The sequence below is a fragment of the Rhodococcus baikonurensis genome (genome assembly GCF_040489275.1).
In the GTDB taxonomy this organism is placed as follows: Bacteria; Actinomycetota; Actinomycetes; order Mycobacteriales; family Mycobacteriaceae; genus Rhodococcus_F; species Rhodococcus_F baikonurensis.
This window is the reverse complement of the sequence record NZ_JBEUOQ010000002.1, coordinates 252,194-278,832: the sequence shown is the minus strand read 5'-3', so window position 1 is coordinate 278,832 and position 26,639 is coordinate 252,194. Positions and strand designations below refer to the sequence as shown.

Below are 26,639 nucleotides of genomic sequence, written 5' to 3'. Positions count from 1 at the left end.
AGCGCTCAGACGCCTTCGGTGAGTTCACGCAGCGACGCGTAGCGCTCACGCACATGGGGAGCTGGTTCGGCGTCGAATCGCCGCTCGTCCGGTTTCGGCCACACCGGTGGCTGCGTGTCCCCGGACAGTACCCATGCTGCTTGCCTGCATGCCCCTTCTGCGACGTACTCACCCGGAGCAGGGATCACGACCGGGACTCCGAGAATTGCCGGCGCGATCTCACAGAGAGCACGAGACTTCGCTCCGCCTCCTACGAGGAGAACTCGCTTCACCTCGACGCCCTGGCGAACCAGATCGTCGACGCCGTCGGCCAAGCCGCACAGGAGCCCTTCGACTGCAGCACGCGCAAAGTGCGCCGGCGTCGAGTTCTGCAAGCGGAGACCGTGCATTGCTCCCGTGGCGTCGGGGCGGTTGGGCGTCCGCTCACCCTCGAAGTACGGAATCATGACCAGTCCGTCGTTTCCGAGGGGCGCGGTCAACGCCAACCGGGACAGTTCGGCGTGATCGACGCCGAGAATGGACGCCGTCGCGTCAAGGATGCGTGCCCCGTTGAGAGTGCACACCAGCGGCAGGTGCAATCCGGTCGCGTCCGCGAATCCCGCCACGTTTCCACTGGGATCGTGCGTGGGAGTGGTCGATACAGCCGACACGACGCCGGATGTTCCGATCGAGATGATCACGTCACCGGGAACTGCCCCCAAACCCAGTGCGGCTGAGGCATTGTCACCGGTGCCAGGTCCGACAATCCCTCCGGAACGTGTACTTCCGATCTTGTCGTTCGGAGATGCGACTCGGGGAACATGCGGGGTTCGGCCGCGAAATGCCAACGCCAGCAGGTCGGTACGGTATTCGCGCGTCGAGGCAGCGTAATAGCCGGTTCCGCTTGCGTCGCCCGCATCGGTGGCAAGCTCCTCGATCGAACCGGACCCGCTGAGCTTCCAGGACAGCCAGTCGTGCGGAAGACACACCGCGGCAGTGCGATCAGCGTTGCCGGGCTCATGATCTGCCAGCCATCGAAGCTTGCTTGCCGTGACTGCGGCGACTGGAACTACGCCAACTGCGTCGGCCCACGCCTTGGGTCCGCCGAGTTCTTCAACCAGATCGGCCGCGGCCTTCGCCGAACGAGTGTCGTTCCACAGCAACGCCGGCCTGACCACCTCGCCGCCGTCGTCCAGACACACCATTCCGTGCTGTTGAGCTCCGACCGATACGGCTGCGACGTCGCCGAGCCCACCCGCCGCGGCGATTGCACTGTCCATCGCCTCGAGCCAGCATGCCGGATCTATCTCGGTACCGACGGGATGGGCCGCCCGTCCTTCTCGTACCAGCTCGCCCGAATCCGCATCACGGACAATGACTTTGCACGACTGGGTAGACGAATCGATACCGGCAACGAGGGTCACACTGGCGTCCTTTCCGAAGGACCGTCAGCTCGCGTTGGCGACCGCGGGCATCCGGTTGCTGCGCTTACGCAGCGATCGCACATATTCTGCGCGCTCGGTCTCCGTCATTCCACCCCAGATGCCGTAAGGCTCGTGGACGGACAGTGCGTGTTCGCGACACTGCTGGAGTACAGGGCACGTCGCGCAGACCTTCTTGGCGTTGCGTTCACGGTTTTCGCGAGCATGTCCACGCTCGCCGTCCGGGTGGAAGTACACCGCGGAATCGTGCCCACGGCACGCTCCCTGCAGCTGCCAGTCCCACACTTCGGCGGTCGGGTACGGCATCGGAAGGTGCTTGTGCATGATGGCGACCTCAATTCCTTACTCGGGTGAAACGCATTCGGGTGACTCGGGAGTTACGCTGCGGCGGACTCGTCGACGCCTGACCGTTTCGTCGATCGGCGGAGTCGATGTGCGCAGACCGAAGCGAGTTCGCCGGCGACCGGCGGAGTCAGCGCTGCGGCGCCGTCGTCGAGAATCGCCTGCAGCCTGCGGAAATACTCGTCCGGGGCGAGGCCGAAGGTCACAAAGATCTCTTCGTCAGGTCCACCGTCGAACTGCTGCCACTTACGTGCGAATTCGACGATCTCTTGTGTATCGGTGCGGCTCATCAGGTTCTCCCCTGTTTGTGCGCCCTGCTTCACAGAAACTGCGACTCGTCTCCTCGGACGCCCGTGGCAGTGAGTCAAGACACAGACTATGCCTACTTCTGCTTTTTCACAAGACCTACTTAGGTCTTTTTGTGGACAAAGTACGCAACTTTCGCACGCTGAAGTTACCGACGAGGAATGCTTGAATAGGACAATGACCCGACCGTCCACGACTCCGGCTACCGCAGGAGAGGTATTCACGCTGATACGCAGCGGTTCCGCGACCACGCGCAGCGAGATCGGGAAGCTCACCGGCCTGTCCAGGACGGCGGTTTCGGCCAGGGTTGCCGCACTTCAATCGCTCGGATTGATCGCCGATGACGACGAGGGCCCGTCGACGGGCGGTCGGCCGCCGTCCACACTGACGTTCGCGAACTCGTCCGGCGTGGTTCTGGTCGTCGCAATCGGTCGATCGCGGGCACAACTTGCCGTCACCGACCTGGCGGGCACGATTCTCGCCGCGGAAGACATCGACAAGTCGGTCGGAGTAGGCCCGGACGAACTGATGCCCGAAATCGCCGAGCATCTTTCGTCACTACTGGCTCAGGTCCAGCGTTCGTCCTCCGAAGTCATCGGAATCGGGCTGAGCATTCCCGGCACCGTCGACGTCGCCGCGGGAGCAAGCCTCGACTCTCCGATGATGGCGGGATGGGACGGAGTTGCTCTTGCCCCCTATCTGGCATCGGTGACCACGGCGCCGCTGTTTGCCGACAACGATGCCAACGTGATGGCTCTGGCCGAATTGAGCGAACGACGCGAGAGCGCGCCCAACCTCCTGATGATCAAGGCGTCAACCGGCCTCGGCGCAGGAATCGTCATGGGCGGAATCCTCCAACGCGGTTCACTCGGAGCGTCCGGCGAGATCGGACATACGAAAACCGCTGCGGCACGGGGCATGAAATGCCGCTGCGGCGACGTGGGCTGCGTCGAGACCGTTGCCAGCGGTTGGGCTCTCGTGCACGCACTCTGCGACCAGGGCCGAAGTGTCGGGCACGTTCGGGACGTCGTCCGCCTCGCCCTGGACGGCGACAGCGAAGCACGCCGGCTCATCAGAAGCAGCGGGCGACTGATCGGCGACGTGATTTCCGGCGCGGTCAACCTCCTCAATCCCGAGGTCCTGATCATCGGCGGCGACATGGCCGAGGCGGACGAACTCTTCCTGGCCGGGCTTCGAGAGTCCGTGTACGGCAACGCAACAGCACTTGCCACCCGAAAGCTGCAGATCGCCTCGGTCAGCCACGGTGCACAATCCGGCATTCTCGGCTGCGCGGTCCTCGTCCTCGACCACCTCCTCAGCGCCCGGGAAATCGACTTGCGCATCGCCGCCTCGCCCCAGAACTGACCACCCGCTCTCTCGCTGGCTCCGCATCTGAGAATCAGACCTTTCCAGCACCTCTTGTGTTGACGCTCACACATCTGCATAATCCTTTACCTACCGATCATTCGGTTGCCAATTTCGACAATGCGATCGCGCAGGAAAGCTCCGAGTCAGCCAAAAGCATGAACCGAGCACACCGGCAACGTCACAGATCGAACAGCGTTTCTCCCCTGTTCCGACTTCGCAGTTCACCGCATCGGTGAACCACGTGACTGGCAGAAAGTAGCTCGATGACCACAACCAGAACTGGCACCAAGCCCGCCGCCAAGGAGTACGACCGCGCCGCGATGGCGTCGATGGTCGGCACCACCGTCGAGTGGTACGACTTCTTCATCTACGCCCAAGCTGCAGCATTGATCTTCGCGGACCTCTTCTTCAAGCCGATGGGCTCGGCGGGCCAGATCGTCTCGTACGTCACGGTCGGCATCAGCTTCGTCTTCCGTCCTCTCGGCGCCATCGTTGCCGGCTATCTCGGCGACAGGCTCGGCCGCAAACGTGTCCTGGTCGCGACGTTGGCGATGATGGGTGCCGCGACGGTTCTGATCGGCGTGATGCCGACGTATGCCTCGATCGGCATCTGGGCGCCGATCCTGTTGATCCTGCTTCGTGTCGTCCAGGGATTTTCGACGGGCGGCGAATGGGGTGGTGCTGCTCTGCTTGCCGTCGAACACGCACCGACCAAACGTCGAGGGTTCTTCGGAGCGTTCGTCCAGATGGGTGTACCGCTCGGGATGTTGCTCGCCACCGGCGTTTTGGCACTGTGCACGTTCACCCTCACGGAAGAACAGTTCACCACCTGGGGATGGCGAGTGCCGTTCCTGCTCAGCATCGTCTTGATCGGCGTCGGTTTCTACATCCGAAGCAAGGTCAGCGAGTCACCTGTGTTCGCCGAACTCAAGGAACGCCGCACCGAGAGCACTACTCCTGTCCGCACTCTGTTCAAGAAGCAACCGAAGCAGGTCGTACTCGCGGCCCTGTCCTTCATCGGCACAAACGGCAACGGCTACATGGTGATCGGAGGATTCATCGTCGCGTACGCAACCAAGACCTACGGCCTGGGTAAGACCGAACTACTGATTGCCACGCTCGCAAGTGCCGTCACGTGGGGCGTTTTCACCATGATCGGAGCCTACTGGTCGGATCGCCGTGGGCGCACCACGGTGATGAACGTGGGCAACCTCGCGATGGTCCTGTTCGCGGTGCCGTTCTTCCTCCTCATCGACACCGGCAATCTCGGCTGGATCTACGTGGCAATGATTCTGTTCTCGGTCGGACTCGGGCTGTCGTACGGACCTCAACCGGCATTGTTCGCCGAACTGTTCCCGGCGTCGATCCGCTACAGCGGCGCGTCGATCTCCTACGCCGTCGGCACCATTTTCGGTGGCGCTTTTGCTCCCACCGTCGCGCAGTGGCTCCTCGGCAAGACCGGTGGAACTCTCGCCATCTCGATCTATCTCGCCCTGTTGGCCGCAGTGTCGTTTGTCGCGACGATGCTCATCAAGGACCGATCTGGCCGCGACCTGATGGTGTGATCGACCTCGATGTGGACGCCCCGCGGCGTCGCGACGCCGGAGTTCGTCAGCCGAACTTTCGAAAGGCGAACTCCGGCAACTTCTTCGCGGCATTGGCGGTGCGTACGATCTTGTGGTTCTTGCCTCGCATCAGCGCCAACTGAATCCGCGACTCGATCCAGAACGCACCGCGAGGCGAGCGGTTCCAGGTCTTGTGCAGCAAGGTCTTCGTCGCTGCGACGGCGTCCGGCGAGCGAGTCGTGATCTGCGACAACAGTTCCTGTGCCGGTTTGATCGGATCGTCGCTGACTCCGCTCACGAATCCCCATTCGAGAGCCTGATCTCCGTCGAACAGTTCAGCAGTCATGGCAAGGCGTTTCACGACGTCCATCGTCGCGAGTTCGCGCATCGTGACCGTTCCGGTCATATCGGGGATCAATCCCCACTTCGCTTCCATCACCGAGAACGTGCAATCGGGCGTGGAGAATCGAAAGTCTGCGGCGAGCGCCAATTGCAGTCCACCACCGAAGCAGTGCCCATGAACGACCGCGATGACCGGCACGGGCAATTCGCGCCACACCCAGCACGCGCGTTGAAAGAGGTTGGTCTTCTGACCGGGAAATTTCGCGAAGGCCTTCGCCATGCGCCTCGGTTGCTTACCCGCAGAGGCGAAGTCCAACCCGGCCGAGAACGCGTCACCCGCGCCTTGAAGAATCACGCCCCGGATCGAACGATCAGCTTCGATAGTTCGAGCGGCGTCCACCAGGGCGTCGAGCATGTCCAGATCGAGACCGTTGAGTTTCTCCGGTCGGCTGAGCGTCACGTACGCCACCGACTGCACTACCTCGACACGAACGCGATCACTCACGGCTACTCCTTCGGTTAGACATACCCCCGACGAACTTACCTGAGAGTAAGTTCGTCGGGGGTTCGTCATGCCATCTCCGCAAGAAGTTCCATGGTCACTTTCCCGGCCGGATCCGAATCAGTGGATGAAGGCACGGCCACGACGGAGTCCACTCCCGCCGCTCGGTACGCCTCGAGTTGCTCGCGGGCATCGGCCGGAGTGCCGACGATTCCCACCGTTGCCACCATCGCGTCCGAGACCTGGCTCAAGAGCTCGCGCGGCGCGGCCCCGGCCCTGGCTGCCTCGATCACATCAGCGAAGCCCGCGCGGACGAACATGTCCGAGTACCCCGGAGCAGCCAGATACGGTACGAGCCCGCGTCGAAGTTGATCGATCGACACCTGTGACGGTCCATTCTCGGCGACGGCAGCCGGTGCCCACACCGACACGAAAGGCATGCCGGTTTCCAACTCGGCAGCGATTTCCTTGCACCGTGTGATCAGGCGCCCCGCTTGCTCCGGGCTGACCAGATTGAGCACCAGTTCGTCGCCCAACTCCACCGCGGCCCGAAGCGCCTTGTCCCCGAATGCCGCAACGATCAGCCGGCCGCCCGGCGTTTGAAGTCGCAGCCGGTATCCACTGGTCCGCATCACCGTGCCGGCGACTTCGCCCCGCTCGCCGTTCATGAGCGCTCGCACACCGCGGGCGGACTCCGCGAGCGCCCGAGCTGCCCCGGACCTGCTTCGTCCATGCCATTTTTCGACCACGACAGTGCTGGACGTACCCAAGGCGATCGATACGGGGCGCCCGGTGAGATCGGCCACCGACGCCGCCCCGATCGCGATCATCGCCGGATCACGAACCGTCACCGCGAGCGGGCCGACCACCAGTTCGGAGTGCTCGAAGCCGACGCCGACCGACGTCGCCAGCGCAAAGGCGTCGTACGTCGCCATCTCCCCCACCCACACTCGGCCGAACCCCAGTTTGTCGGCGAGGCGCGCGGTAGTGGTCACCTCCTGCGGCGGACGGTCCTGCCACAACCCCAGGGAGATGTCGATGGTCGGCAAACCTCTACTCGAAGTCGGAGACAAGACCCATTCCCTTCAACAGTGTCGGACGGTCGTAGTACTCGAGCCACTCGGTGATCCGTCCATCTGCCATGCTGAGGATTCCGACAACAGGAACGACGCCATGGGTACCGTCGAAGTGGAAGTCGTCCACTCGCTGCACAAATACCCTTCCGTCGATCACGCCGAGAGACTCGATCTTCAGGGTGATTCGTTCACACTTGCTTGCCAGTAACGCAATTCGGCCCGCAACGGCCTCCTTGCCGACAAGAGGTTCCTGCATGACGCTGTGGAGCACACCGTCATCGGCGAACAAGTCGACGACGCGTGTCCAGTCCATGACGTCCCAGGCCTGGAACATCTCACGTGCCAGCGCGAGTTTGTCACTGTCGTTCATCACACTCATGCCACACTCTTCTGTCGAAGTTCACGCTTGAGAATCTTTCCGGTCGAATTGCGCGGCAACTCTTTCCGAACCTCCAGCCGCTCGGGAAGCTTGTACGAGGCAATGCGCTTGTCTTTCAGGAACGCAACCAGAGCATCCAGCTCTAGTTCCGCCTCGGGTCGCAGTGTCACCACTGCTGCGACGCGCTCACCGAGTACTTCGTCGGGGTCGCCGATGACGGCCACGTCCGCAACTGCCGGATGCTCGGCGATCAATCCCTCCAATTCGGCTGGAGCGATGTTCATTCCACCGCGGATCACAAGGTCTTTGCCTCGATCCAGGTAGCGGAGGAACTGTCCATGGTCACCGGCGATTTCGAAGATGTCTCCGGTGCAGAGGAATCCGCGTTCGTCGAACGGTGACGGACGATCGCCGAGATAGCCGGCAAAGACTGTCGGTCCGCTGATGCGCAACTCACCCGGTTGCCCGACTTCGGTGATGTCCTTGCCGGTGACCACGTCGACCAAGCGCACGTCCATCCAGTCCGAGATCCTGGTGCTCCAGTGAAAGTTCTCGACACCGAAGCGAGGGAAGTACCGTGCGCGGTCGTCCGGATCCGGCATGTCCGCGGGCGAAGAGAGCAGACTGATTCCTTCGTTGGAACCGAAGAAGTTGATGACTCCGATTCCGAACCGCTCCTGCCATCCCCGCACCATCGGAGGTTGCAGCGGCACCGAACCCGAACCTATCCGCGTCAGGCTCGACAGGTCGACTGCCGCGAGCATCGACTCGTCGGCGAGCAGCATCCACAACAACGCAGGCGGCGCTACCGTGTACGTCACTCGCTCGGCCTCGATCTGCCCGAGGAACACTCGAAGGTCGAACGGGTGGTGTTGTACCAGTACACATCCCGTGCGAAGCCACGGCAGGAACATTCCGTTGATTCCGGCCATGTTGACCATCGGGAACGGGTTCAACAAGACGTCGTCGACGACGATGTCGGGAGCATCGATCGTGGCCCAGCAGATGGCCAGCCATTCGTAGTGTGAACGTGGGACCCCCTTCGGCTCGCTTTCGGTTCCGGAGGTCCAACAGATCGTCATCGCGTCGTTGGGGTCGTTCGGATCTTCGGTGTTCCGCCTGTCCAATTCACTGCGCTGCGTTTCGGTGGCCGCCTGAGGACTCAGCCCATCGACGCCTGCCGGCAACTCGGCCGGAAGCTCGGACGCGGGAGCGTAGGCGAATACCGATCTCAGGGAGGGGATCCTGGATCTGATTGCTGCGATCTCCGTAGCGGGGAGTCTGTCCCCGAAGCTGGGTACGGTGACAAACGCTGCAAACGCTGCCTGGTTGGCCATTCCTTCCACTTCACGTTCGCGGTACTGCATGGGCAAGGGTGAGACCACGACCCCCAGCGACCACGCGGCAAGGTAGACCTCGACCAGTTCGACCGTGTTGGGCATCTGCACGCCCAGAACATCTCCCCGGCTCAAGCCCACCTCACTGAATCGAGCAGCGAGCGAGATGACTTCACTGTCCAGTTGGTTCCAGCTGAGGCGTCGTGGATCTCCGCCGGACAACTCGCTCCGGTTCGCCGGATCAACCACCGCGAGTTCGTCACCGCGCACCCGCACTTGCGTCCGGAACACCTGATCGATCGTCTCTTCGGACCACCACCCCTTCGAGGTGTATTCGTCCACCTTGCTGCGAGGGTGCAATCCCCTGTGTGTCTTGTTCATTCGCGTCTCGTTTCAGTTCTCGTAACGGCCGGAAATGTCGATCACGTCGCCCTGCTTCTCGAACGCCTGGGTGGCGGCGTTCCACTCGAACGGCTGGAATGCCAGGATTCCCAATGCATGATCGGCGGTCATCGTGAACTTGATTCCGTCGATGAACATCGGCGGGTGGTAGTCCTGCGTTCGCGCGGCACTCATGATCGTGGCGCGTGAGAGTCCGTCGGACGACTGAGAGGCCCGAGTGAAGTTGTCCACCAACAGGTCACCGATGGCCCAGCCGTTCACGGTGTAACTGTTGGTCGGGGAATCGGCACCGTGAGCAGCTGCACCGGACAGGTAGTCACGCACCGCCACGTCGTCCTTGTAGAGAGCGTTGTTGGGATCCTTGAGCCACACCATCACCTGCTGCCCGTCGGCAGCATCACCGGCGGGTGCGTACAGGGTCGCACCGTCGACGCAGTTCGACGGCTGAATCACGGTGTCGGGCTTCCATCCGACACGTCCGATCGCCTGAGTGATCGCGAGGCAGTCGGTGGTGACACCGGCAACCACCAAAACCTCGGCGCCGCTGGCCTTGAGAGTCGACGCCGCCGTCTTGGGGTCGGTCAAGGCTTCCTCGGCCGCAATCTCGAAGTTGGTTCCTTCGATCGCGGATTTGAAGCCGTTGGCGATCCCCTGTCCGGACTCCGTCTGGTTCGTGGCCAGTGCAACCTTGGCGCCGTTCGGATACTTCTTCTTCAAGCTTTCGACCACGACCTCCATCTCGACGCCCGGGTCCGGTAGATACTCCGTGGTCCACGGAAAGTCTTCGATGACCCGGAACTCGGGCATGCCTGCCTGCGCAAAGAGGAGCGGCACGCAGGCGGTGGTCTGATCGTCCGCGATCGCGTTCAACTGCCCGGCTCCGAAGGTGCCCAGAACGTCGACCTTGTCCTTCTGGATGAACTCTCCGACATTGGCTTTGGCGCGCTCCGGGGAGAATGCATCGTCCTTGACCACGACGTCGAGCTTGACACCGCCGACACCACCGGCCGCGTTCGCCACCTCGAACCGTGCTCGCATTCCTTCGATCACGTTGCCGACTGCGTCGGCGAGCGGGCCGGACGTCGGCCCACTCCATCCCACCGTGAGTTTGTCGGTGATCGGCGCTGCAGCACCACTGGGGTCGCTGCAGTCGTCGACCGATACTGCGCCGGCCGATGTCGACGTGTCGCTCTCTGCGTCGGAGCTGCCTCCGCAGGCCGAAAGGAGTAGTGCTGCAGCGGCGATGACTGCGGGAATCGTGGTCTGCCTTTTCATGTCGTCCAATTCCTTGCTGTGAGTGGAGAGAAACGATTGCGGGCGAGGGAGATGGTGCTCAGGTGCGAGGCTCACCCTCGCGATATTTGGGATGATCTGCGGGAACCACGAGGACGAACCGTCGGAGAACGCTGTTGATTCGGCCGACGATTCCGTCAGGCATCAAGAACACGATCGCGATCAGTACCGCGCCGAACACCACTCCCGACACGGGGCCGTCGGTGACGCTGCCGGTGTAGTACGGCAGGAACACCACTGCCGTTGCCCCGACGATCGGGCCGAATTGGGTTGCGATTCCGCCCAATACCAGTCCGGTGATGAACTCGATCGACTTCATCAGCGAGAAGGACTCGGGCGAGAGCGCGCCGATGTACATCGTGAACAGCGAACCTGCCAGGCCCGTGATCGCGCCGGAAAGCCCGAAGGCGAGAATCTTGACCTTCGCGACATTGATGCCGTTTGCGGTCGCCGCGATCTCGTTGTCGCGCACCGCGACCATAGCCAGACCGAATCGACTCTTGACGAGATTACGGATCAGGAGCATGACAACTGCCAGCGTCACCACCGACACCCAGAAGATCCAGAGGTAGGTGTCGGCTCGGGTCAGACCGGTCCATTTCGGCGGGATCAGAAGATTTGCACGAACGACCATGCCGGCGGCGCCACCGGTCAGATCGCCCGTCTTGCGGATCACTTCGGGAAATGCCACAGCAACGGCGAGCGTAACGAGAGCCAGATACAGCCCCTTGATCCGCAACGAGGGAAGACCGACGAGAAGCCCTAGTGCAAAACACAATACGACTGCCATCGGAATCGTGGTCAAGGGTGAGTATCCGCGATCGACGATCAGAACGCCGGTCGTGTACGCGCCTAGGCCGAAGAAAGCAGAATGGCCGATCGACAGAAGTCCGGTGTAGCCGCTGACGATATTCAGTCCGGCAATGGCAATCGCAATGATGAAGACGCTCGTGAACTGCCCCACGCGAAACGGCGCGCTCTGTGACGCGAGAAGCAACGCACACACGGCGGCCACAAGCAGAACCAACTGGAGTACCCGGTACGACGTCGATCCGGCGACCACTACACGCGGTCGCCCGACCGCCTTCTCGGCGACCGCAGGTTCATTTCTCTCGGCAAGCGTCGTCATACCCGCTCCAGTTTCTTGGTACCGAACAGTCCATTGGGTCGGACGAAGAGGATCACCACGATGATCAACAGGGCGGACGTCTGCTGCAGCGAGCCGCCGATCACCGAAATGTAGCCGCTGAGCATCGATTCCAGGACACCGATCGTCAACCCGCCGACCACGGCGCCGACGAGACTGTCCAGACCGCCGAACAGCGCTGCGGCGGATGCTGCGATGAAGATCGGGAACATGGTCGTGAGACCGAGTTGTTGCGGCGAGAGCGGAGTGACCAGGACACCGGCCAGGGCACCGATCGCGGCCGCAGCACCCCAACCGATCGCCAGGATCCGGCTGGTCGAAACCCCCGCGAGAGTGGCAGATTCGGCATTGTCCGCGACTGCACGCATGTGCAAACCGACTCTCGTCTTGCGAAAGAGCAAGGACATCAACACAAGTAGGACAACGAGCGCCACAAGTACGCCGAGTGCGTCGCCGTACACGCGCGCACCGCCCACCGAGATGTAGTCGGTGGGACCGTTCGGGAACGGGCTTGGCATGATCTTCGTATCGCTCCCCCACAGCATCCCGGCGAGTGAGTTGAGCCCGGTGAACAATCCCAGTGCCACGATCAGCACCGCCATGTCGCTTCGACGCTGTACCGGCCGGATCAGCAGACGCTCCATCAACGCTCCGAGCAGGAACCCCAATGCAAGGGCCGCTCCGATCGCCGACCAGATCGGCCACGACATCGTCGTCAGCCACCAAGCGACAAAAGTTGTGAACAGCGCCAACTCGCCCTGAGCGAAGTTGATCGTGCCGGTGGCACGAAACACCACCACGAGTGCCAGCGCGAGAATTGCGTAGATCGACCCGTTGGTCAATCCCGAGATGAGTCGTTCGAGAAAGAGTGTCACCGTTTACTCCTGGTACCCGAGGTAAGCGCTGCGCACGACGTCGTCGGAACGAAATTCCTCGGGCGTTCCGGCAGCGACGATGATGCCTACGTCGAGCAGGAATACCTTCGTCGCGAGTTTCATCGCGAGATCGGCGTTCTGTTCCACGATCAGCAATGCAGTTCCATCGCTCCGGTTGATCGCACCGAGCGTGTCGAATAATTCGGCGATGACGATGGGGGCCAGTCCCAGGCTCGGCTCGTCGCACAACAGTAAGGTGGGACGGCTCATCAACGCCCTTGCGACTGCGAGCATCTGCTGTTCACCGCCGGACAGCGAACCGGCCAACTGTGTGGACCTCCTCGCGAGCACCGGGAAAGTCTCACACCACCGCTCGATGTCGGCCTCGATCTCCGCCTTGTCCTTACGAAGCGCAGCGCCGACGAGAAGGTTGTCACGTACCGACAGTTGACCGAGAGTTCCACGGCCCTGTGGGACAAGGCTGACGCCGGCGGCGACGGCGCGTTCAGGTTTGGATCCCAACGGCGAACCGTTGAAAGTGATCGCTCCCTGATGCGGAATCAATCCGGCCAGAGCACGCATCATGGTGGTCTTGCCGGCACCGTTCGCGCCGAGAACGACAGCTACCCCGCCGGGTTCCACGTCGAGCGAAATCCCGTGCAGTACGTTGCCTCGCCCGTAACCGGCATGTAGATCGTCGACGCTGAGCAGGGTCATGCCGCACGCCCCAGATAAGCATTGATCACGGCGTCGTTCTGCTGGATCTCCGCCGGAGTACCTTCAGCGATCTTGTGGCCGAAGTTCAGTGCGACAACATGATCGGAGATACCCAGCACCAATCCCATGTGGTGTTCGACCAGAAGCGCGCCAAAGCCGAAGTCGTCGCGGAGCGAGACGATCAGTTCTCCCAACTCCTTGACTTCGCTGTGTGTGAGCCCACCGGCGGGTTCGTCGAGCAGAAGCAGCGAAGGCTCGGACATCAATGCTCGTGCCAGTTCGACACGCTTGAGAGTTCCGAACGGTAGACCGGACGCGGGTGCGTTGGCGACGTCGACGAGTTCGAGACGTTCGAGCAGGTACCAGGCCTTCTCTCGTAGTTCTCGGACTCGGGCGCGCGCCGGAGGCCAACCGAGAAGCCCACTCGCGAGCCCGAAGCGACCTCGCGACGATCCCCCGACCATCGTGTTGTCGAAGACGCTCATGCCGCCGAACAGAGCGAGATTCTGAAAAGTTCGGGCGATCCCGGCAGATGCCAACGCATAGGGGCGCAATCCCAAGAGGTCGGTTCCTTGCCAGGTGATGACACCGCGACTCGGTTCGTAAATCCTTGTGATGCAGTTGAACAGCGTGGTCTTACCAGCGCCGTTGGGTCCGATGAGTCCGCAGATCTGACCCGCGCGGACGTCGAAGCCGACGTCGTCGAGAGCCGTGACTCCGCCGAACTCGATCGACACGTCGGAAAGCGTGAGTACGACCGGTGCATTCCCAGGTTGTGCGGGTGGTGTGTTTCCAAGCATTGGTTTCACCTCCTCGTGACACTTCAATTAACAGTGTGATAGAGATTACTACAGTAAGCAGAGGCACTCCGTCAACGTGCGGCCCCCGATCCGGAGCCGAGAAGGGACATCATCGTGAGGTCCAACAACATTCACGCAGTCGACAGCGGCGGGGGCCCAGATGTCAGGGACTACAGCCCGGTCGACGCTCTCGTCGCCAAGCAGGAAATCTACGAAGTTCTGGCTCGTTTCCTCCGAGCCGCAGACCGCGGCGACGTCGAGGACGCCAGGCGGTGTTATCTGCCCGGCGCAACCGAAGACCACGGGGGTGTCTTCACCGGCACCGCCGACGACTACATCGACCACATCGCCGGGGCCATCACCCACCCACGGTCGCTGACCACCCACGCAATGACCAACGTCTTGATCGAACTCGACGGGAATGCCGCAGACGTCGAGTCTTACGTGCTCGCATTCGCGCGAATCAAGCACTCGGACGGCATAGCCGACACACTCACCTCGGCACGCCTGATCGACCGCTTCGGGTACGAGGACGGCCGGTGGGGAATCCGCCACCGCGCACTGCGGTGGGACTGGAACCACGACATGGCCACAGCCGAAGGCTGGATCTTCGGGATGCTCGCACCTGAAACGTCATTGAAGAAGAGCAAGAAATTCCCCGACGACCTCATCTACACCCGCCAGACACAGGAGAACTCATGACAACGTTTCGCGGAACTCCGGTCGAGGGCGCGACCGTCCTCGTCACCGGAGCCAATCGAGGCCTCGGCCTGGCTTTCGTCCAACAGGCGAAGTTGATGGGCGCAGCCAAAATCTATGCAGGGGTGCGAAATCCCGACGAGGTGCCGGCAGAGCTCCGAGCCGCCGGTGCACACATCGTCGAACTCGACGTCACCGATCCAGGACTCGTCGACGCGGCCGCCGGGGCGTGCGGTGACACCACGGTCGTCGTCAACAACGCCGGACTGTTCACCGGGAATCGCTTGATCGAGGCCGACGACCGAGAGGCCGCTCGAGCCGAGATGGAGGTCAACTACTTCGGGCCTTTGACGATGATTCGAGCCTTCGCGCCGGTGCTCGCAGCCCGCGGTGGAGGATCGATAGTCAACGTCTTGTCAGTCGCCGCAATCGCACCCACCGCCTTCATGGGCGGCTATTCACCAGCCAAGGCGGCTGCTCTGTCACTCGGCGGCATCGCTCGCGCCGAACTCGAACCGCACGGCATCACCGTCACCTCGTTGATCGTCGGCAGCGTCGACACCCGCATGGCGTCACACGTGCAGGGCCACAAGGAGAATCCTCTCGACATCGCCGCGACCGGACTCGCCGCGATGCAACGCGGCGAGTGGACGTGCGACACCGATTTCATGGCAATCGATGCCCGTGCGCGCCTGGCACGCGACCCGATTCGGTACGAACGTGGCCTGGGCAAGCTCCTCTTCGCCGGCGAACTGACCACCCGATCATGACCGATCCGATTCGTGTTGCCCAGTGGGCGACCGGAGCCATCGGCAAGACCGCGCTACGCGGAATCATCGATCGCCCCGACCTGGAGTTGGTCGGCCTGTACGTCTACAGCGACGCCAAGGCCGGTCGCGATGCCGGCGACATAGCCAGACGCGCGCCGACGGGCGTGATCGCCACACGCAGCGTGGACGAGATCATCCGCTCGCGCCCACAGGTTCTCATCCACAGTCCACGTTTGCAGATTCCGTACGAACGCCACGACGACGATCTGTGCCGTCTGCTTCGCGCCGGGATCAACGTGATCACGACGGCCGGGCAGCACTTCCCCCGCGCACACGGCACCGAGCGCGAGCACATGTTCGCCCAAGCATGCAAGGAAGGTGATTCGACGCTCTTCGGCGTCGGGGTGAGCCCGGGTGTCATCGGTGAGCGATTGGCGTTGGCGCTGACGGGAACATCCATCGAACTCGACCGCATCACGATCGACGAAGTGCTCGACGCTCGCGGCATGCCTGACCCCGACTTCGCGTTCACCGTCATGGGAATGGGCTCGCCCCCGGAAGAACTGGACGGCACCGGGCCGTTGCCCTCGCTGTACGCGTCGCTGTATCTGGAAACCATCGCGTTCATGTGCGAACGACTGGGCATCACCTACGACGAAGTCGTGTCCGATCACAGGGTCGTCGCGGCGCGAACGGATCTCGACGTCGCCGCCGGACGCATCGCCGCGGGAACCGTCGGAACCACCGAATGGCGCTGGCACGCAATCGTCGACGGAAAGCAGTTCCTCACTCTGGCCATCATCTGGACCATGGAACCCGATCGCGAGGAATACGTGGGGCGCGATCAATGGGAGGTCCACCTGTACGGCAAACCCGAGATCGTGATGACCGTCAATCTCGTCGAACCACAAGATCCGAACAGCCGGACAACCGCCGGTCAGTTCATCACTGCGGGCCCGGCACTGCGCGCCGTCGAGCATGTACTCGCTGCTCCCACCGGCATTTTCGAACCCCCTGTCTTTGCCCCCTTCAGATTGGAGCATTCAGCATGACCACTCAGCCGACGGCCGTAGGTTCGACTGCCACCCGTGAACCCGGCACCCGCGAACCTTCTGTGAACGCGCTCCTACCCGATGGTCGCCCCGTGCAGAATCTCGAAGACTTGCTGCGCAGCCGGGCGATTGCCAGTCCGGAGAGCACCGCCGTCATCTCCGATGACGGTCGTACCAGTTTCCGCGAGCTGGACATCGAAGCAAATCGTGTCGCGAATGCACTTCTGCGCGATGGTGTTCGAACAGGTGACCGGGTGGCGTACATCGGCGCCAATGCACCGTCCTTTCTCTCCGTTCTGTACGGATCTTCGAAGATGGGCTCGATTCTGACGGCCGTCAACAATCGGCTGGCACCGGGCGAGGTCGACTACATCCTGAGCAACAGCGAGCCGACCGTCGTCGTACTCGGAGCAGGCGATGAGGGCCTCTCCGACGTCGCTGCGGCGGTCGGTAGCGTCCGGACCGTCGTCACGGTGGACGGCGCCGGAAACTCGGTCTCGTGGAACGACTGGCTTTCCGGTGTCGGGGACGACGATCCGGGGGCGTCGCGCAGTCCCGACGACACAGCGCTGATCTTCTACTCGTCGGGAACCACCGGCCACCCCAAGGGAATCGAACTCACCGGCGCCAACCTCGGCCGCGCACTCGCGACCATGTATCACCTGCTCGATCTCGACACCGATTCGGTGGCCATGTGCCCGGTTCCCTTCTTCCACGTAGCCGGACTGGGTCTCGCCCTGGTCACGACGCTCGGCGGCGGTGCCCTCCTTCTCAAGACCATCGCCGGACCCCTCGAGTTAGTGGCGCTGATGCAGGAGTACAAGGTCACGCATGCGGTTGCCGTTCCCGCGGTGATCAGCGTCTTGACCTCGCTCCCTGCTGTACGCGAGGCGGATTGGAGCGCCCTGCAGTTCCTGGTCTACGGAGCCGCTCCGATGCCACTGCCGCTGTTGCAGGACGCCACCAAGGTCTTCGGATGCAGTTTCCTGCAGGCTTACGGACTCACCGAATCGACCGGCGGTGTCACGATGCTGACCCCGGAAGATCATCGGGCAACCGACGAGTCGACCGCGCATCGGTTGAAGTCGGTCGGGCAGCCGATGTTCGGCGTACCCATCCGCATCATCGATCCCGTGACCCTCGAAGACGTCCCGGTCGGAGCCCGCGGCGAGGTCGTCATCGGCGGCGCTCACGTCATGAAGCGCTACTGGCGCAACGAGGCGGCTACTGCCGCCACCATGTTGGACGGGGGCTGGCTTCGCACCGGAGACGGCGGATCGTTCGACGAGGACGGGTATCTCTATCTCCACGACCGTCTCAAGGACATGATCGTCTCCGGCGGTGAGAACGTCTATCCCGCCGAGGTGGAGAGCGTTCTCTCCGGCCACCCCGGAATCCGGGAGGTCGCCGTAGTCGGCGTTCATTCCGATCGCTGGGGTGAGACTCCCGTTGCGGTGGTCGTTCGAGCCGGCGACTCCGATGCCGCCGAAGCCGAGATCATCGAGTGGTCACGCGAGCGGCTGGCTCACTTCAAGTGCCCCAGTGCAGTTCGGTTCGTCGAGGAGCTGCCACGTAACGCGAGTGGAAAGCTTCTCAAGACTCGCTTGCGACAGGACTTCACCTGAGTCCATGACAGGAAATCGGGGCCGATCGCTACGAGCGATCGGCCCCGATTTCTGTCATTCGACGTCAGGCAGGCTCAGTGTGGGTGAATCCGAAACTCGACGCCGCCGAGACTCGGACCGGGCTCGATGGCAGGCGCGCCGCTCGACGCGGCCAGATCGATTGCACTGAGCATCGACCGCTCTCCCGGAACAAACGACACGACGCGCGATCCCAGCCTGATCGAGAGTGATTGCGTCGAATCCGGTTTCTTGCCGAACACTTCGGCCCAGAGCGTCGCCGTCTTGGCCGGATCGGGAGAGGACACGTCGACCCCGAGGATGTCGTCGACCCATGGATCGACCGAAACCTCCTTCTCCGTCTCGTCCCAGAACCACTCGTCGGCGTCGGGAATCTCGTCGAGTTCTACGAGCAGTCCGAGATCACCGGGATGGAGCTGGACGATCCGGTGACCGTAGGCCTCGAGATCAGCTACCGTCCGAACACCGACTGCGGCTGCACGTTCCAGATAGGGCGCGATATTCGATACCTGGATCGAGAGTGCATAACCGCCCTCCCCTCCGCCCTTTCGGATCCATCTCGCCAACGAGACAGTCTCGTCGAGCGGTGCGACGATCTCCAGAAAGGCTTGCGGCCCGACGGCCAGGGTCTCGTCGGCCAAACCGATGTCTTCGAGCAGTGGATCCGCGAATCCTGGTGCCAGATTCAACGCTTCACGTAATTGCCGGCCGGTCTTGTCCAGATCTCGTGCACCGATCACCACTTGCCGCAAGATCTCCCACGTGCCCGTGCCGGGCGCGTCCGTCACAGTCCGACCGCTTCGGCGGCGCTGTCGGCGGTCTGCCAGCGACGAAGCTCGGCCCCCGGAGCCCATGTCGAATGGGTACCACTCGAAATCCGTTCGGGGAGGCGAAGTTTGCACAGCGGACCGTCTCCGACGCGGGCGGCGTCGAAGATAAGACAGAAGGACGCATCCTCGTTCATGTCAGTGGTCAACGTGATGAGGTAACCGTCGTCTTCCGCGGTACCGCCCACACGTGGTGCCATCGACGTCTCGCTGCCGTACACACCGTCACCGAAGGAGAATCGCTCCTCGTTCCCCGTCAGCAGGTCGTGTTTGACCAAGCCGTCGAACAGGAACCACGACGGTTTACCCGAAGCCGCATATGCGTATCGGTACTTCTCCCCCGCGAAATTCCCGTTCATCATGCCGAATTCGGTGATCGAGTCACTGAGCTGCTCTTCACGCGTGGCTCCGGTGACCAGGTTCAGACGCCAGCGGTGCAGTCGGGTCTGCATGCGATCGAGAGCGAGGAAGCGGAAGGCGCGTTCCCACTGATTGCCCATCCCGTTGTCCGACGGCTCCGGATCGCCCTGGTAGAAACCGTCCAGAACGATTTCGTCCCCCTCTTCGTAGGCGTTCACGAAGTGCAGGACATAGGTCGGATCCGCCTCGAACCACTTGATGTCGGCGGTGTTTCCGCGGCGTGGGATGACTCCGAGACGTAGCGGGATATCGGGATGGAAATTCGCGACGTGCGCGCCCTTCTGGAGCAGAACCGGATCCCAGAACAAGGGGCAGTCGTTGAGGATCGCGTAGTTCTCGGTGAAGGCCATGTCGTGTGGCAACCGCGGACCGGGAAGTGGCACGTCGACGTAGTGGACCAACTCGTTGGCCGAGTCCACGACGCCGTAGTGCATGTACGGTGCTTCCTTGCTGTAGTTGAAGAACAGCATTTCTCCGGTCTTGTCGTCCACCTTCGGATGCGCGGATACACCCCATTCGAAGGGGAACTTGCCGTTCCAGCTTTCCTTTCCCAGTGTCTCCGCCGACATCGGATCGAGCCGATACAGATCTCCGCACTGGTAGAAGCTGGTGAGAGCAGTCCCCCGGTGAACGACGACGTCGGTGCTGGACGCGTCCTTCATCCGGGTGCGCGCACCCTTGCCGCCCTCGGGGCGACTGAGTTTGGGAGACTCTGCGAGCCCGGCCCACAAGGCGGCGCCGGCATCCTGCTCGGCCGCCAACCCGTCAGTCCGTACGAATCGATTGCGGTAGAACGACTCTCCGTCACGAAAGCCCACGATGTGAATCATTCCGTCGCCGTCGAAGGGATGATAAGCCTTCATCGAGGGATGGAGCGGATTCTCGGTGTTGCGCAGGTAGACACCGTCGAGGTCTTTCGGAACCTCACCGAATACGACTTCGAGGTTGTCCGCTTTGAACTCGGTGGTCTGGGGTTGCCACGGGCCGGTGCGATACGGGTGATCGTCATCGGCGGGAAGGGTGGACAACAACTTGCCTACGATTTCGACGTCCATGGAATTCTCTTTTCGACTGATGGGGAAAGGCTGGGCTGCACTTTCAGGAAACGGCGTCGACGACAAAACTGACGGTGGTGGCTGTACTTCCACCGAAGTTCAGCGTCGCAAAGCGGTTCGCGCCCTCGACTTGGTAACCGCCGGCCGTTCCCGTCACCTGACGGGCCGCGTCGAGAAGCATTCGGACACCGCTGGCGCCCACCGGATGACCGCCGCCGATCAGACCGCCGCTGGGGTTGATCGGTAGCTTGCCGCCCATGGCGATGTCGCCACTCTCGATGGCTTTCCACGACTCGCCGGGCGCGGTCAGACCGATGTGGTCGATCGCGAGATACTCACTCGCGGTGAAACAATCATGTGTTTCGATCCCGTCTATCCCGGCCAGGTCGACTCCCGCCCGGGAGAAGGCGCCCATCACCGCATCCCGAACGTGTGGCATCACGTAGGGATTCTCCGCGTCACGCGTCAGTTTCTGTTCGAGACCCAAACCGACGGTGCGGTGACCCCAGCCTGCGATCTGGGCCAGTGGAGTCGCCGCAGCACCAGGGTGGTCACGGAGGTACTTGTCCGTCACCAGCACCACCCCGGCGCCACCGTCGGTCACCTGGCTGCAATCGAATCGTCGAACACCACCTTCCACAACAGGATTGGTGGTGTCGTCACCACCCGCATTTCCGAGTAGATCGGGCACCGCCCAACCGCGTGTCTGCGCATTGGGGTTGTTCTTCGCGTTCGCGAAGTTGATCTGCGAGATCGCGCGAAGGTGAGATTCGTCGATCCCGTAACGCCGCCCGTATTCCTTCGACACACGATCGAACATGTACGGCCACATGAATTTTGCTTCCTGACCTTCGTGTCCGACCCAGGCTGCAGCGCCCAGATGGCCGGCCGCGTCATCACCCGGAACAGTCTTCTCCAGTTCGATACCCATCACCAGAGCCGCGTCGTAGTTGCCGGCGCGCAGGTCTGCCATCGCTGCAAGTACAGCGATACTGCCCGATGCGCACGCTGCCTCGTGCCTGGACGAGGGCACACCCCAGAGTTCTGGATGCACGGTGGCGGGCATCGCACCCAGCTGACCTTGGCCGGCAAACAATTGACCGAAGGCATTACCGACGTGGATCACCTCGATGTCGGTGGCAGGAACCTTCGCCGCGGCCAGAGTGTGGTTCACCACCTCTTCGGCAAGGTTCGCGAAATCGAGTTCCTCACGGGTGAAGTTTCGTGCGAAGTCGGATTGGTACCCGCCGAGAATCCAAATGTTCGAAACAGTCATGACCTCTCCCCTTGCCGATCCGGCCTCGGTGACGTCACCGAGATACCCGTGCATCGGCGGTTGTAATTTCATCGCAACCGTACTACAACTAGCAGAGTAACTCTACTAATTGAAGGGTTGAAAATGACTGATGCTTTTGTCCTCGACTACGTGCGCACGCCGCGCGGCCGAGCATCGACGCGAGGCGCCCTCCACGAACACAGCCCAGTGGATCTTGTCGTCCATCTGGCCAAGGCACTGCAAGGTCGAACGAACCTCGCCGCAGAGCAGATCGACGACGTCGTTCTCGGCTGCGCATCGCAGGTGGACGAGCAGGGAGCGAACATCGCGAGAACTGCAGCCCTCCTGGCCGGTTGGGGTGATTCCGTTCCCGGCGCGACTCTCAATCGTTTCTGCGCATCCGGCGTCGACGCGGTCGGCCAGAGCGCAGCCCGCATTCGCAGCGACGACGTGTCCCTCGTCGTGGCCGGTGGCGTCGAAAGCGTCTCCCGCACTCCGATGTTCAGCGATCGAGGACCTCTGTGGACCGACCCGGCAACCATTGCGCAGATCGGCTCCATCCATATGGGTGTTGCCGCCGATTTGAATGCCACGATCGAGGGGTACTCCCGCGACGAGCTGGACGCCTACGGCGTCGAAACCCAGCACAAGGCTGCCGAGGCCTGGCGCAACGGCGCATTCGAGCGGTCCGTTGTACCTGTTCCCGGAAGACACGGTGAACCTGGAATTGCGCACGACGAACTGGTCAGGGCAGACACGACAGCAGAGGGGCTCGCAGCACTGCCTGCCGCCTTCGAAGGGCTCGGCTCCGCCGGTCAGGATGCACTCGCGCTCGCCGCCTACCCTGAGGTCAGCAAGATCGAACACCTGCACACCGTCGGATCCTCTCCCGCCATGGCCGACGGCGCAGCACTCCTTCTCCTCGGATCCGAAAAGGCCGCGGCTAGAGCCGGCTTGACCCCTCGCGCACGGATCATCGGATCCGCATCGACTTCGGTGAATCCGGTTCTCATGCTCACGGCGGGCCAGAGCGCCGTCGAGGCAGTCATCGCACGGGCCGGGCTTCGTCCGCAGGACATCGACGTGTTCGAGTTCGCCGAGGCGTTCTCCGCGCTCTGCCTACGGTTCCGTCGCGATCTCGACGCCGGGCCGGACCGGATGAACCCCAACGGAGGCACGATGGCGATGGGCCATGCATTCGGCGCTACCGGAGCAATTCTCGTCGGTGCCTGCGTCGACGAACTGGTACGGAGCGACGGACGCTACGGTGTGGCCGCGGTCAGCGGCGCCGCCGGTGTCGGAGTCGCGGTTCTCGTCGAACGAATCGCCTCATGACCGCCAGTACGCTTTCGGGCCGCGTTGCCGTCGTCACCGGAGGGGGTAAGGGCCTCGGCCGCGCCGTCGCAGTGCATCTCGCGAGCCGAGGGGTCACGGTGATCGTCAACAATCGAAATCGCACACTCGACGCGCGCGGCCGTGGCCCTGCAGATCAGGTTGCCGACGAGATCCTCGAAGCCGGTGGCCACGCCGTCGCCAACCACGACGACGTTACCGACCCCGAGGTCGGACGAAAGTTGGTGGACGAGGCTCTCACTCGCTTCGGACGACTCGACTTCTGCATCACCAGCGCCGCGGTCAGCGGTCCACAGATGCTCCATCGCACCACCGCCGAAAACCTCAGTACCGTCATCACGACAAACGTCGTCGGGACCGCACTGGTTGCCGCCGAAGCCTCCCGAGTGATGCGCGAAGCCGGATTCGGGCGCATCGTGATGATTGCCTCGACCGCAGGACTGCACGGCGAACCGACCGTATCCGCCTATGCCGCCAGCAAGGGAGCCGTGATCGCCCTGGGGCGCACCGCAGCGGCCGAAGGTGCGAGCCACAACGTCTTCACCAATGTCGTTCTGCCCTACGCCACTACGCAGATGACCGAGTCCGGAATGGACCCGCGATTCATCGACATCATGGGTGCCGACCTGGTAGCTCCGGTGGTCGCTGCCCTCGTCGATCCCGAGTCCACGACCAACGGGCAGGTGATCGTCACGGCAGGCAACGGGGTGCGTTCGGCCGACGCCGTCGAAGGCTCGACCGCCTTCCTGCCCACCACCACAGAACTCGATGCCAAAGCACTCGACGCACTACTCGTGACCAGCCGGCTCGGCACTTCCCACACCTATCCGAGCGCTCAGGAAGCCTTCGCGGACTTTGCTTCCGAACTGCTCGACCACCACAATCAGAAAGCGCGCGCATGACCGACATCCCACTGGGCGATCTTGCACTGAACTTCGGTGTGAGCGCACTCGCCGTGCTCGTCTTCATCGCAGTCGTGATGGCCGTCGCCATCCGGATGAACAATCACTCGATCATCGACATCTGTTGGGGGCCTGGATTCGCCGTCGTCGCCGTCGTCTCGTACGTGACGTCCATCGGATCGGACGGCAACGATCTGCGTCGCCTCGTGGTCCTGGCGCTGACCGTGGTGTGGGGAATGCGACTGGGCCTCTACATCGGTTTCCGTAACCGTGGGCACGGGCAGGACAAGCGCTACACTGCCCTGCTCAAACACCAACAGGGCCCGCTGGTTCCGTTCCTGATCCGTAAGATCTACGGACTCCAGGGCGTCCTCATTCTCGTGGTCTCGCTGCCCGTTCAGTTCGCGATGTACGAGTTTCGGACTCTCGGAGTCCTGGGCGCGATCGGCATCGCAGTCTGGACAATCGGCTTCGTCTTCGAATCGGTTGGCGACTACCAACTTTCCCGCTTCAAGACTGACCCGGCCAATGCCGGCAGGGTAATGGATCGTGGGCTCTGGGCCTGGACCCGCCATCCCAACTACTTCGGTGACGCATGCGTCTGGGTCGGACTCTTCATCCTCGCATTAGGTGATCCATTGGCACTGATCACGATCGTCTCGCCGATCGTCATGATCAAACTGCTGGTGAGCTACAGCGGGAAAGCCCTGCTCGAACGCGGCATGCGTAAGAGCAAGGGGCAGGCCTACGACGACTACGTGGCCCGGACCAGCGGATTCTTTCCCCGCCCGCCACGCCCGGCACGAAACCACGCGTCATGAGCGCCCCCACGAGTGGTCTCGCCGACGTCTTCGACCTGGAATCGACCGGCCCGGACCGGTGGCAAGGGTCGAATGACGGTGTTCGGCTACCTCAGTTGTTCGGCGGCCAACTGGTCGCCCAGTCGATTCTCGCGGCCGGGCACACGGTCACCGACGGAAAAGCGATCAGTTCCGTCCACACGCACTTCCTTCGCCCGGGTTCGCCGAATCACGCGACAGAGTTCTCGGTAGATCGACTTCGCGACGGAAAACGCCTGTCCACCAGAGGCGTCGACGTCCACCAGGACGGACGACTCGTCTGCCGCTCGACGGTCTCGGCCTCCTCGATCGACGAGGGCATCACTCACAGTCGGGCAACTCCCGCAGCGCTCCCACCCGAAGAGTGCGTGACCCTGCAAGAGTTGGCCGAGGCTGACGGCGGACTGGGCGAAGTGTGGGAAGAGTTCTCCGCCATCGAAATTCGTGTGTCTCCACTCGATCTGCAGTCCCCTACGACGCATTCGGCGGCGCCTCCGCGCAACATCTGGATGCGGTCGGCGCAGCCCCTGAGCGACGATCCGCTGATTCACGTCGCTGCTCTCGCCTATGCCAGCGATCTGATGCTGATGGCAACCGCGCTGACTCCGCACGGCTACGACATCGGGCAGGAGCACTCGCTCGACACGGACTGGACGGGTGTGTCCCTCGATCACACGATGTGGTTTCAGCGTCCGGTACGAGCGGACGAGTGGCTGCTCTTCGAGCACTCGACACCCACAGCTCACGCCGGCAGAGCAGTCGTGAATGCCGCGGTCTTCGATCGATCCGGACTCCAGATCTGCCAGATCACTCAGGAAGCGTTACTCATTGCCCGTGTCGAGTGATTCCCGACTCTTTCTGCAGACCACTCGGTACGGTCTCCCGGTGCCCCAGGATGCGCGGCCTATGATTTCGGGGTGGTACGAGTGAATGCAGCCGGATCTTCGACACCCACCGCGTCGGCGGGCGTCACCGAGTTGCCTGCCGGTGGTCCCAACGCACTGGCCGTCACGCTCGGACTGTTGGGGGACGAGTGGAACCTCTGGATTCTGCGATTCGCCCTGTTGGGGTCGCGACGATACAACGACTGGCTGGCTCTCGGGGGAATCTCCAACTCCGTATTGTCCTCACGGTTGGCGGTCCTGACGGCCGGCGGAATGCTCGAGCGTCGTGAGTATCAGCAGAACCCGCCCAGGCACGAATACTCGGTCACCCGCAAAGGGCAGTCGATCTGGCCCGTCCTCATCACCATGTGGTCGTGGGAGAAGCAGTGGGCGCCCAACGAAACCCAGCCGCTTCCACCACTGCGGCACAGCACCTGCGGACACGACTTCACCCCGATCCTGCGCTGCAAGGAGTGCGGCGAGGACGTGGACGTACGGTCCCTGGACTCCGAAATGGGCCCGAGTGGCGACTTCTCACGCAGTGTCCCGGAAGCAACATCGCGGCGACGCTCCACCAAGTCCGAACGCCGTCCGGAAATTCTGGCTCACACGATGGAACTCGTCGGCAATCGCTGGTCAGCGGCGATCATCGGTGCAGCTTTCCGAGGCGCTCGCCGCTACGGAGAGTTCGCCGAGATCACCGGGGCACCACCGGCGATAGTCGCGGATCGCTTGAAGCACCTCACCGAGATCGGTGTGATGGAAACGCGTCCGCTTCCGGATCGCCCACAGTGGTCGGAGTATCGACTCACCCCCAAGGGCACGGCGTACTTCCCCGTCGTGATGTGCATGATCTCCTGGGGTCAGCGTTGGTTCAGATCCGCGGACGGCCCCGACATCGTTCTCCATCACAAGACCTGCGGTAAGCGATTCGAAGCACGCTTGGGTTGCAGTGTGTGTGGTGAAGAATTGAGGTCTTCGGACATTGAGGCGATCGACCTCACCACCTCGGTTCACGTGCCGGGGTCCGGCTGGTCTTGAGGTCCC

Annotated in this window: 26 protein-coding genes; 11 read left to right on the top strand and 15 right to left on the bottom strand. The window is 62.5% G+C overall.

Features of this window, described 5'->3' with window-relative positions; translation table 11 throughout:
* Window positions 1-5: 5 nt before the first annotated feature.
* Genes xylB through ABWI03_RS05490 form a run of 3 tightly spaced genes read right to left on the bottom strand, consistent with a single transcriptional unit; the run spans window position 6 to window position 2,053 of the window.
* A complete protein-coding gene (gene xylB, locus ABWI03_RS05500; RefSeq protein ID WP_298777387.1) occupies window positions 6-1,403 on the bottom strand; it encodes a xylulokinase in 1,398 nt (465 codons plus the stop codon).
* 24 nt (window positions 1,404-1,427) lie between these two features.
* Window positions 1,428-1,745, bottom strand: coding sequence for a WhiB family transcriptional regulator (locus tag ABWI03_RS05495; RefSeq protein WP_003946343.1), 318 nt, complete (start codon window positions 1,743-1,745; stop codon window positions 1,428-1,430).
* 53 nt (window positions 1,746-1,798) lie between these two features.
* Window positions 1,799-2,053, bottom strand: a complete 255-nt coding sequence (locus tag ABWI03_RS05490; RefSeq protein WP_206028823.1) for a DUF3263 domain-containing protein — start codon at window positions 2,051-2,053, stop codon at window positions 1,799-1,801.
* Between the two features lie 193 nt (window positions 2,054-2,246).
* Between ABWI03_RS05490 and ABWI03_RS05485 the strand changes: the two genes are divergently transcribed.
* Both ABWI03_RS05485 and ABWI03_RS05480 read left to right on the top strand, forming a co-directional pair.
* The gene (locus tag ABWI03_RS05485; protein WP_298777386.1) at window positions 2,247-3,434 is read left to right on the top strand and encodes an ROK family transcriptional regulator; all 1,188 of its coding nucleotides are present in this window, start codon (window positions 2,247-2,249) and stop codon (window positions 3,432-3,434) included.
* Window positions 3,435-3,700: 266 nt separating this feature from the next.
* Window positions 3,701-5,002, top strand: coding sequence for an MFS transporter (locus tag ABWI03_RS05480; protein WP_298777385.1), 1,302 nt, complete (start codon window positions 3,701-3,703; stop codon window positions 5,000-5,002).
* A gap of 46 nt (window positions 5,003-5,048) precedes the next feature.
* Here ABWI03_RS05480 and ABWI03_RS05475 read toward each other — a convergent pair whose 3' ends face one another.
* From ABWI03_RS05475 to ABWI03_RS05435, 9 genes are all read right to left on the bottom strand, one after another.
* Window positions 5,049-5,849, bottom strand: a complete 801-nt coding sequence (locus tag ABWI03_RS05475; RefSeq protein ID WP_200316326.1) for a crotonase/enoyl-CoA hydratase family protein — start codon at window positions 5,847-5,849, stop codon at window positions 5,049-5,051.
* A 65-nt stretch (window positions 5,850-5,914) separates the two neighbouring features.
* On the bottom strand, window positions 5,915-6,895 hold the full coding sequence (locus ABWI03_RS05470) for an LLM class F420-dependent oxidoreductase (protein WP_234036840.1): 981 nt from the start codon (window positions 6,893-6,895) through the stop codon (window positions 5,915-5,917).
* A 4-nt stretch (window positions 6,896-6,899) separates the two neighbouring features.
* Window positions 6,900-7,301 (bottom strand): nuclear transport factor 2 family protein, encoded by a 402-nt coding sequence (locus tag ABWI03_RS05465; RefSeq protein WP_298777384.1) that lies wholly within the window; start codon window positions 7,299-7,301, stop codon window positions 6,900-6,902.
* The gene (locus tag ABWI03_RS05460; protein ID WP_298777383.1) at window positions 7,298-9,019 is read right to left on the bottom strand and encodes a class I adenylate-forming enzyme family protein; all 1,722 of its coding nucleotides are present in this window, start codon (window positions 9,017-9,019) and stop codon (window positions 7,298-7,300) included. The genes ABWI03_RS05465 and ABWI03_RS05460 overlap by 4 nt, the downstream gene beginning before the upstream one ends.
* 12 nt (window positions 9,020-9,031) lie before the next feature.
* On the bottom strand, window positions 9,032-10,315 hold the full coding sequence (locus tag ABWI03_RS05455; RefSeq protein ID WP_298777382.1) for an ABC transporter substrate-binding protein: 1,284 nt from the start codon (window positions 10,313-10,315) through the stop codon (window positions 9,032-9,034).
* Between the two features lie 58 nt (window positions 10,316-10,373).
* Entirely contained in the window at window positions 10,374-11,462 is a 1,089-nt protein-coding gene (locus ABWI03_RS05450) for a branched-chain amino acid ABC transporter permease (RefSeq protein ID WP_298777381.1), read from the bottom strand.
* The gene (locus ABWI03_RS05445) at window positions 11,459-12,355 is read right to left on the bottom strand and encodes a branched-chain amino acid ABC transporter permease (protein ID WP_298777380.1); all 897 of its coding nucleotides are present in this window, start codon (window positions 12,353-12,355) and stop codon (window positions 11,459-11,461) included. Before ABWI03_RS05445 ends, ABWI03_RS05450 begins: the two co-directional genes overlap by 4 nt.
* A gap of 3 nt (window positions 12,356-12,358) precedes the next feature.
* The gene (locus ABWI03_RS05440) at window positions 12,359-13,072 is read right to left on the bottom strand and encodes an ABC transporter ATP-binding protein (RefSeq protein WP_298777379.1); all 714 of its coding nucleotides are present in this window, start codon (window positions 13,070-13,072) and stop codon (window positions 12,359-12,361) included.
* On the bottom strand, window positions 13,069-13,872 hold the full coding sequence (locus ABWI03_RS05435) for an ABC transporter ATP-binding protein (RefSeq protein WP_095971128.1): 804 nt from the start codon (window positions 13,870-13,872) through the stop codon (window positions 13,069-13,071). Before ABWI03_RS05435 ends, ABWI03_RS05440 begins: the two co-directional genes overlap by 4 nt.
* 114 nt (window positions 13,873-13,986) lie before the next feature.
* Between ABWI03_RS05435 and ABWI03_RS05430 the strand changes: the two genes are divergently transcribed.
* From ABWI03_RS05430 to ABWI03_RS05415, 4 genes are read left to right on the top strand one after another with little or no spacing between them, the layout of a single operon-like run.
* Window positions 13,987-14,574: a nuclear transport factor 2 family protein gene (locus ABWI03_RS05430; protein ID WP_235170039.1), complete on the top strand. Its 588-nt coding sequence runs from the start codon at window positions 13,987-13,989 to the stop codon at window positions 14,572-14,574.
* Window positions 14,571-15,341, top strand: a complete 771-nt coding sequence (locus tag ABWI03_RS05425; RefSeq protein ID WP_124567495.1) for an SDR family oxidoreductase — start codon at window positions 14,571-14,573, stop codon at window positions 15,339-15,341. The genes ABWI03_RS05430 and ABWI03_RS05425 overlap by 4 nt, the downstream gene beginning before the upstream one ends.
* Entirely contained in the window at window positions 15,338-16,393 is a 1,056-nt protein-coding gene (locus ABWI03_RS05420; RefSeq protein WP_124567496.1) for an NAD(P)H-dependent amine dehydrogenase family protein, read from the top strand. Before ABWI03_RS05425 ends, ABWI03_RS05420 begins: the two co-directional genes overlap by 4 nt.
* Complete coding sequence (locus tag ABWI03_RS05415; protein ID WP_298777378.1) at window positions 16,390-18,018, top strand: long-chain-fatty-acid--CoA ligase; 1,629 nt, start codon at window positions 16,390-16,392, stop codon at window positions 18,016-18,018. Before ABWI03_RS05420 ends, ABWI03_RS05415 begins: the two co-directional genes overlap by 4 nt.
* Before the next feature lie 74 nt (window positions 18,019-18,092).
* Here ABWI03_RS05415 and ABWI03_RS05410 read toward each other — a convergent pair whose 3' ends face one another.
* The 3 genes from ABWI03_RS05410 to ABWI03_RS05400 are packed head-to-tail and all read right to left on the bottom strand — an operon-like array spanning window position 18,093 to window position 21,614.
* Entirely contained in the window at window positions 18,093-18,824 is a 732-nt protein-coding gene (locus ABWI03_RS05410) for a VOC family protein (RefSeq protein WP_298777377.1), read from the bottom strand.
* Window positions 18,821-20,338, bottom strand: a complete 1,518-nt coding sequence (locus tag ABWI03_RS05405) for a carotenoid oxygenase family protein (protein ID WP_298777376.1) — start codon at window positions 20,336-20,338, stop codon at window positions 18,821-18,823. The genes ABWI03_RS05410 and ABWI03_RS05405 overlap by 4 nt, the downstream gene beginning before the upstream one ends.
* Before the next feature lie 43 nt (window positions 20,339-20,381).
* Window positions 20,382-21,614 (bottom strand): acetyl-CoA acetyltransferase, encoded by a 1,233-nt coding sequence (locus tag ABWI03_RS05400; protein WP_298777375.1) that lies wholly within the window; start codon window positions 21,612-21,614, stop codon window positions 20,382-20,384.
* Between the two features lie 123 nt (window positions 21,615-21,737).
* On the opposite strand from ABWI03_RS05400, the gene ABWI03_RS05395 reads away from it, so the two are divergent.
* The 5 genes from ABWI03_RS05395 (at window position 21,738) to ABWI03_RS05375 (ending at window position 26,633) form a co-directional block, all read left to right on the top strand.
* Entirely contained in the window at window positions 21,738-22,949 is a 1,212-nt protein-coding gene (locus tag ABWI03_RS05395) for an acetyl-CoA C-acyltransferase (RefSeq protein WP_298777374.1), read from the top strand.
* Window positions 22,946-23,869 carry an SDR family NAD(P)-dependent oxidoreductase gene (locus ABWI03_RS05390; RefSeq protein ID WP_095971137.1) on the top strand — a complete coding sequence of 308 codons (924 nt, stop codon included), beginning with the start codon at window positions 22,946-22,948 and terminating at the stop codon, window positions 23,867-23,869. Before ABWI03_RS05395 ends, ABWI03_RS05390 begins: the two co-directional genes overlap by 4 nt.
* Window positions 23,866-24,690, top strand: coding sequence for a DUF1295 domain-containing protein (locus ABWI03_RS05385; RefSeq protein ID WP_298777373.1), 825 nt, complete (start codon window positions 23,866-23,868; stop codon window positions 24,688-24,690). Before ABWI03_RS05390 ends, ABWI03_RS05385 begins: the two co-directional genes overlap by 4 nt.
* Window positions 24,687-25,553 carry an acyl-CoA thioesterase gene (locus ABWI03_RS05380; RefSeq protein ID WP_166809406.1) on the top strand — a complete coding sequence of 289 codons (867 nt, stop codon included), beginning with the start codon at window positions 24,687-24,689 and terminating at the stop codon, window positions 25,551-25,553. Before ABWI03_RS05385 ends, ABWI03_RS05380 begins: the two co-directional genes overlap by 4 nt.
* A gap of 81 nt (window positions 25,554-25,634) precedes the next feature.
* Complete coding sequence (locus ABWI03_RS05375; protein WP_298777372.1) at window positions 25,635-26,633, top strand: winged helix-turn-helix transcriptional regulator; 999 nt, start codon at window positions 25,635-25,637, stop codon at window positions 26,631-26,633.
* The last annotated feature ends 6 nt before the right edge of the window (window positions 26,634-26,639 follow it).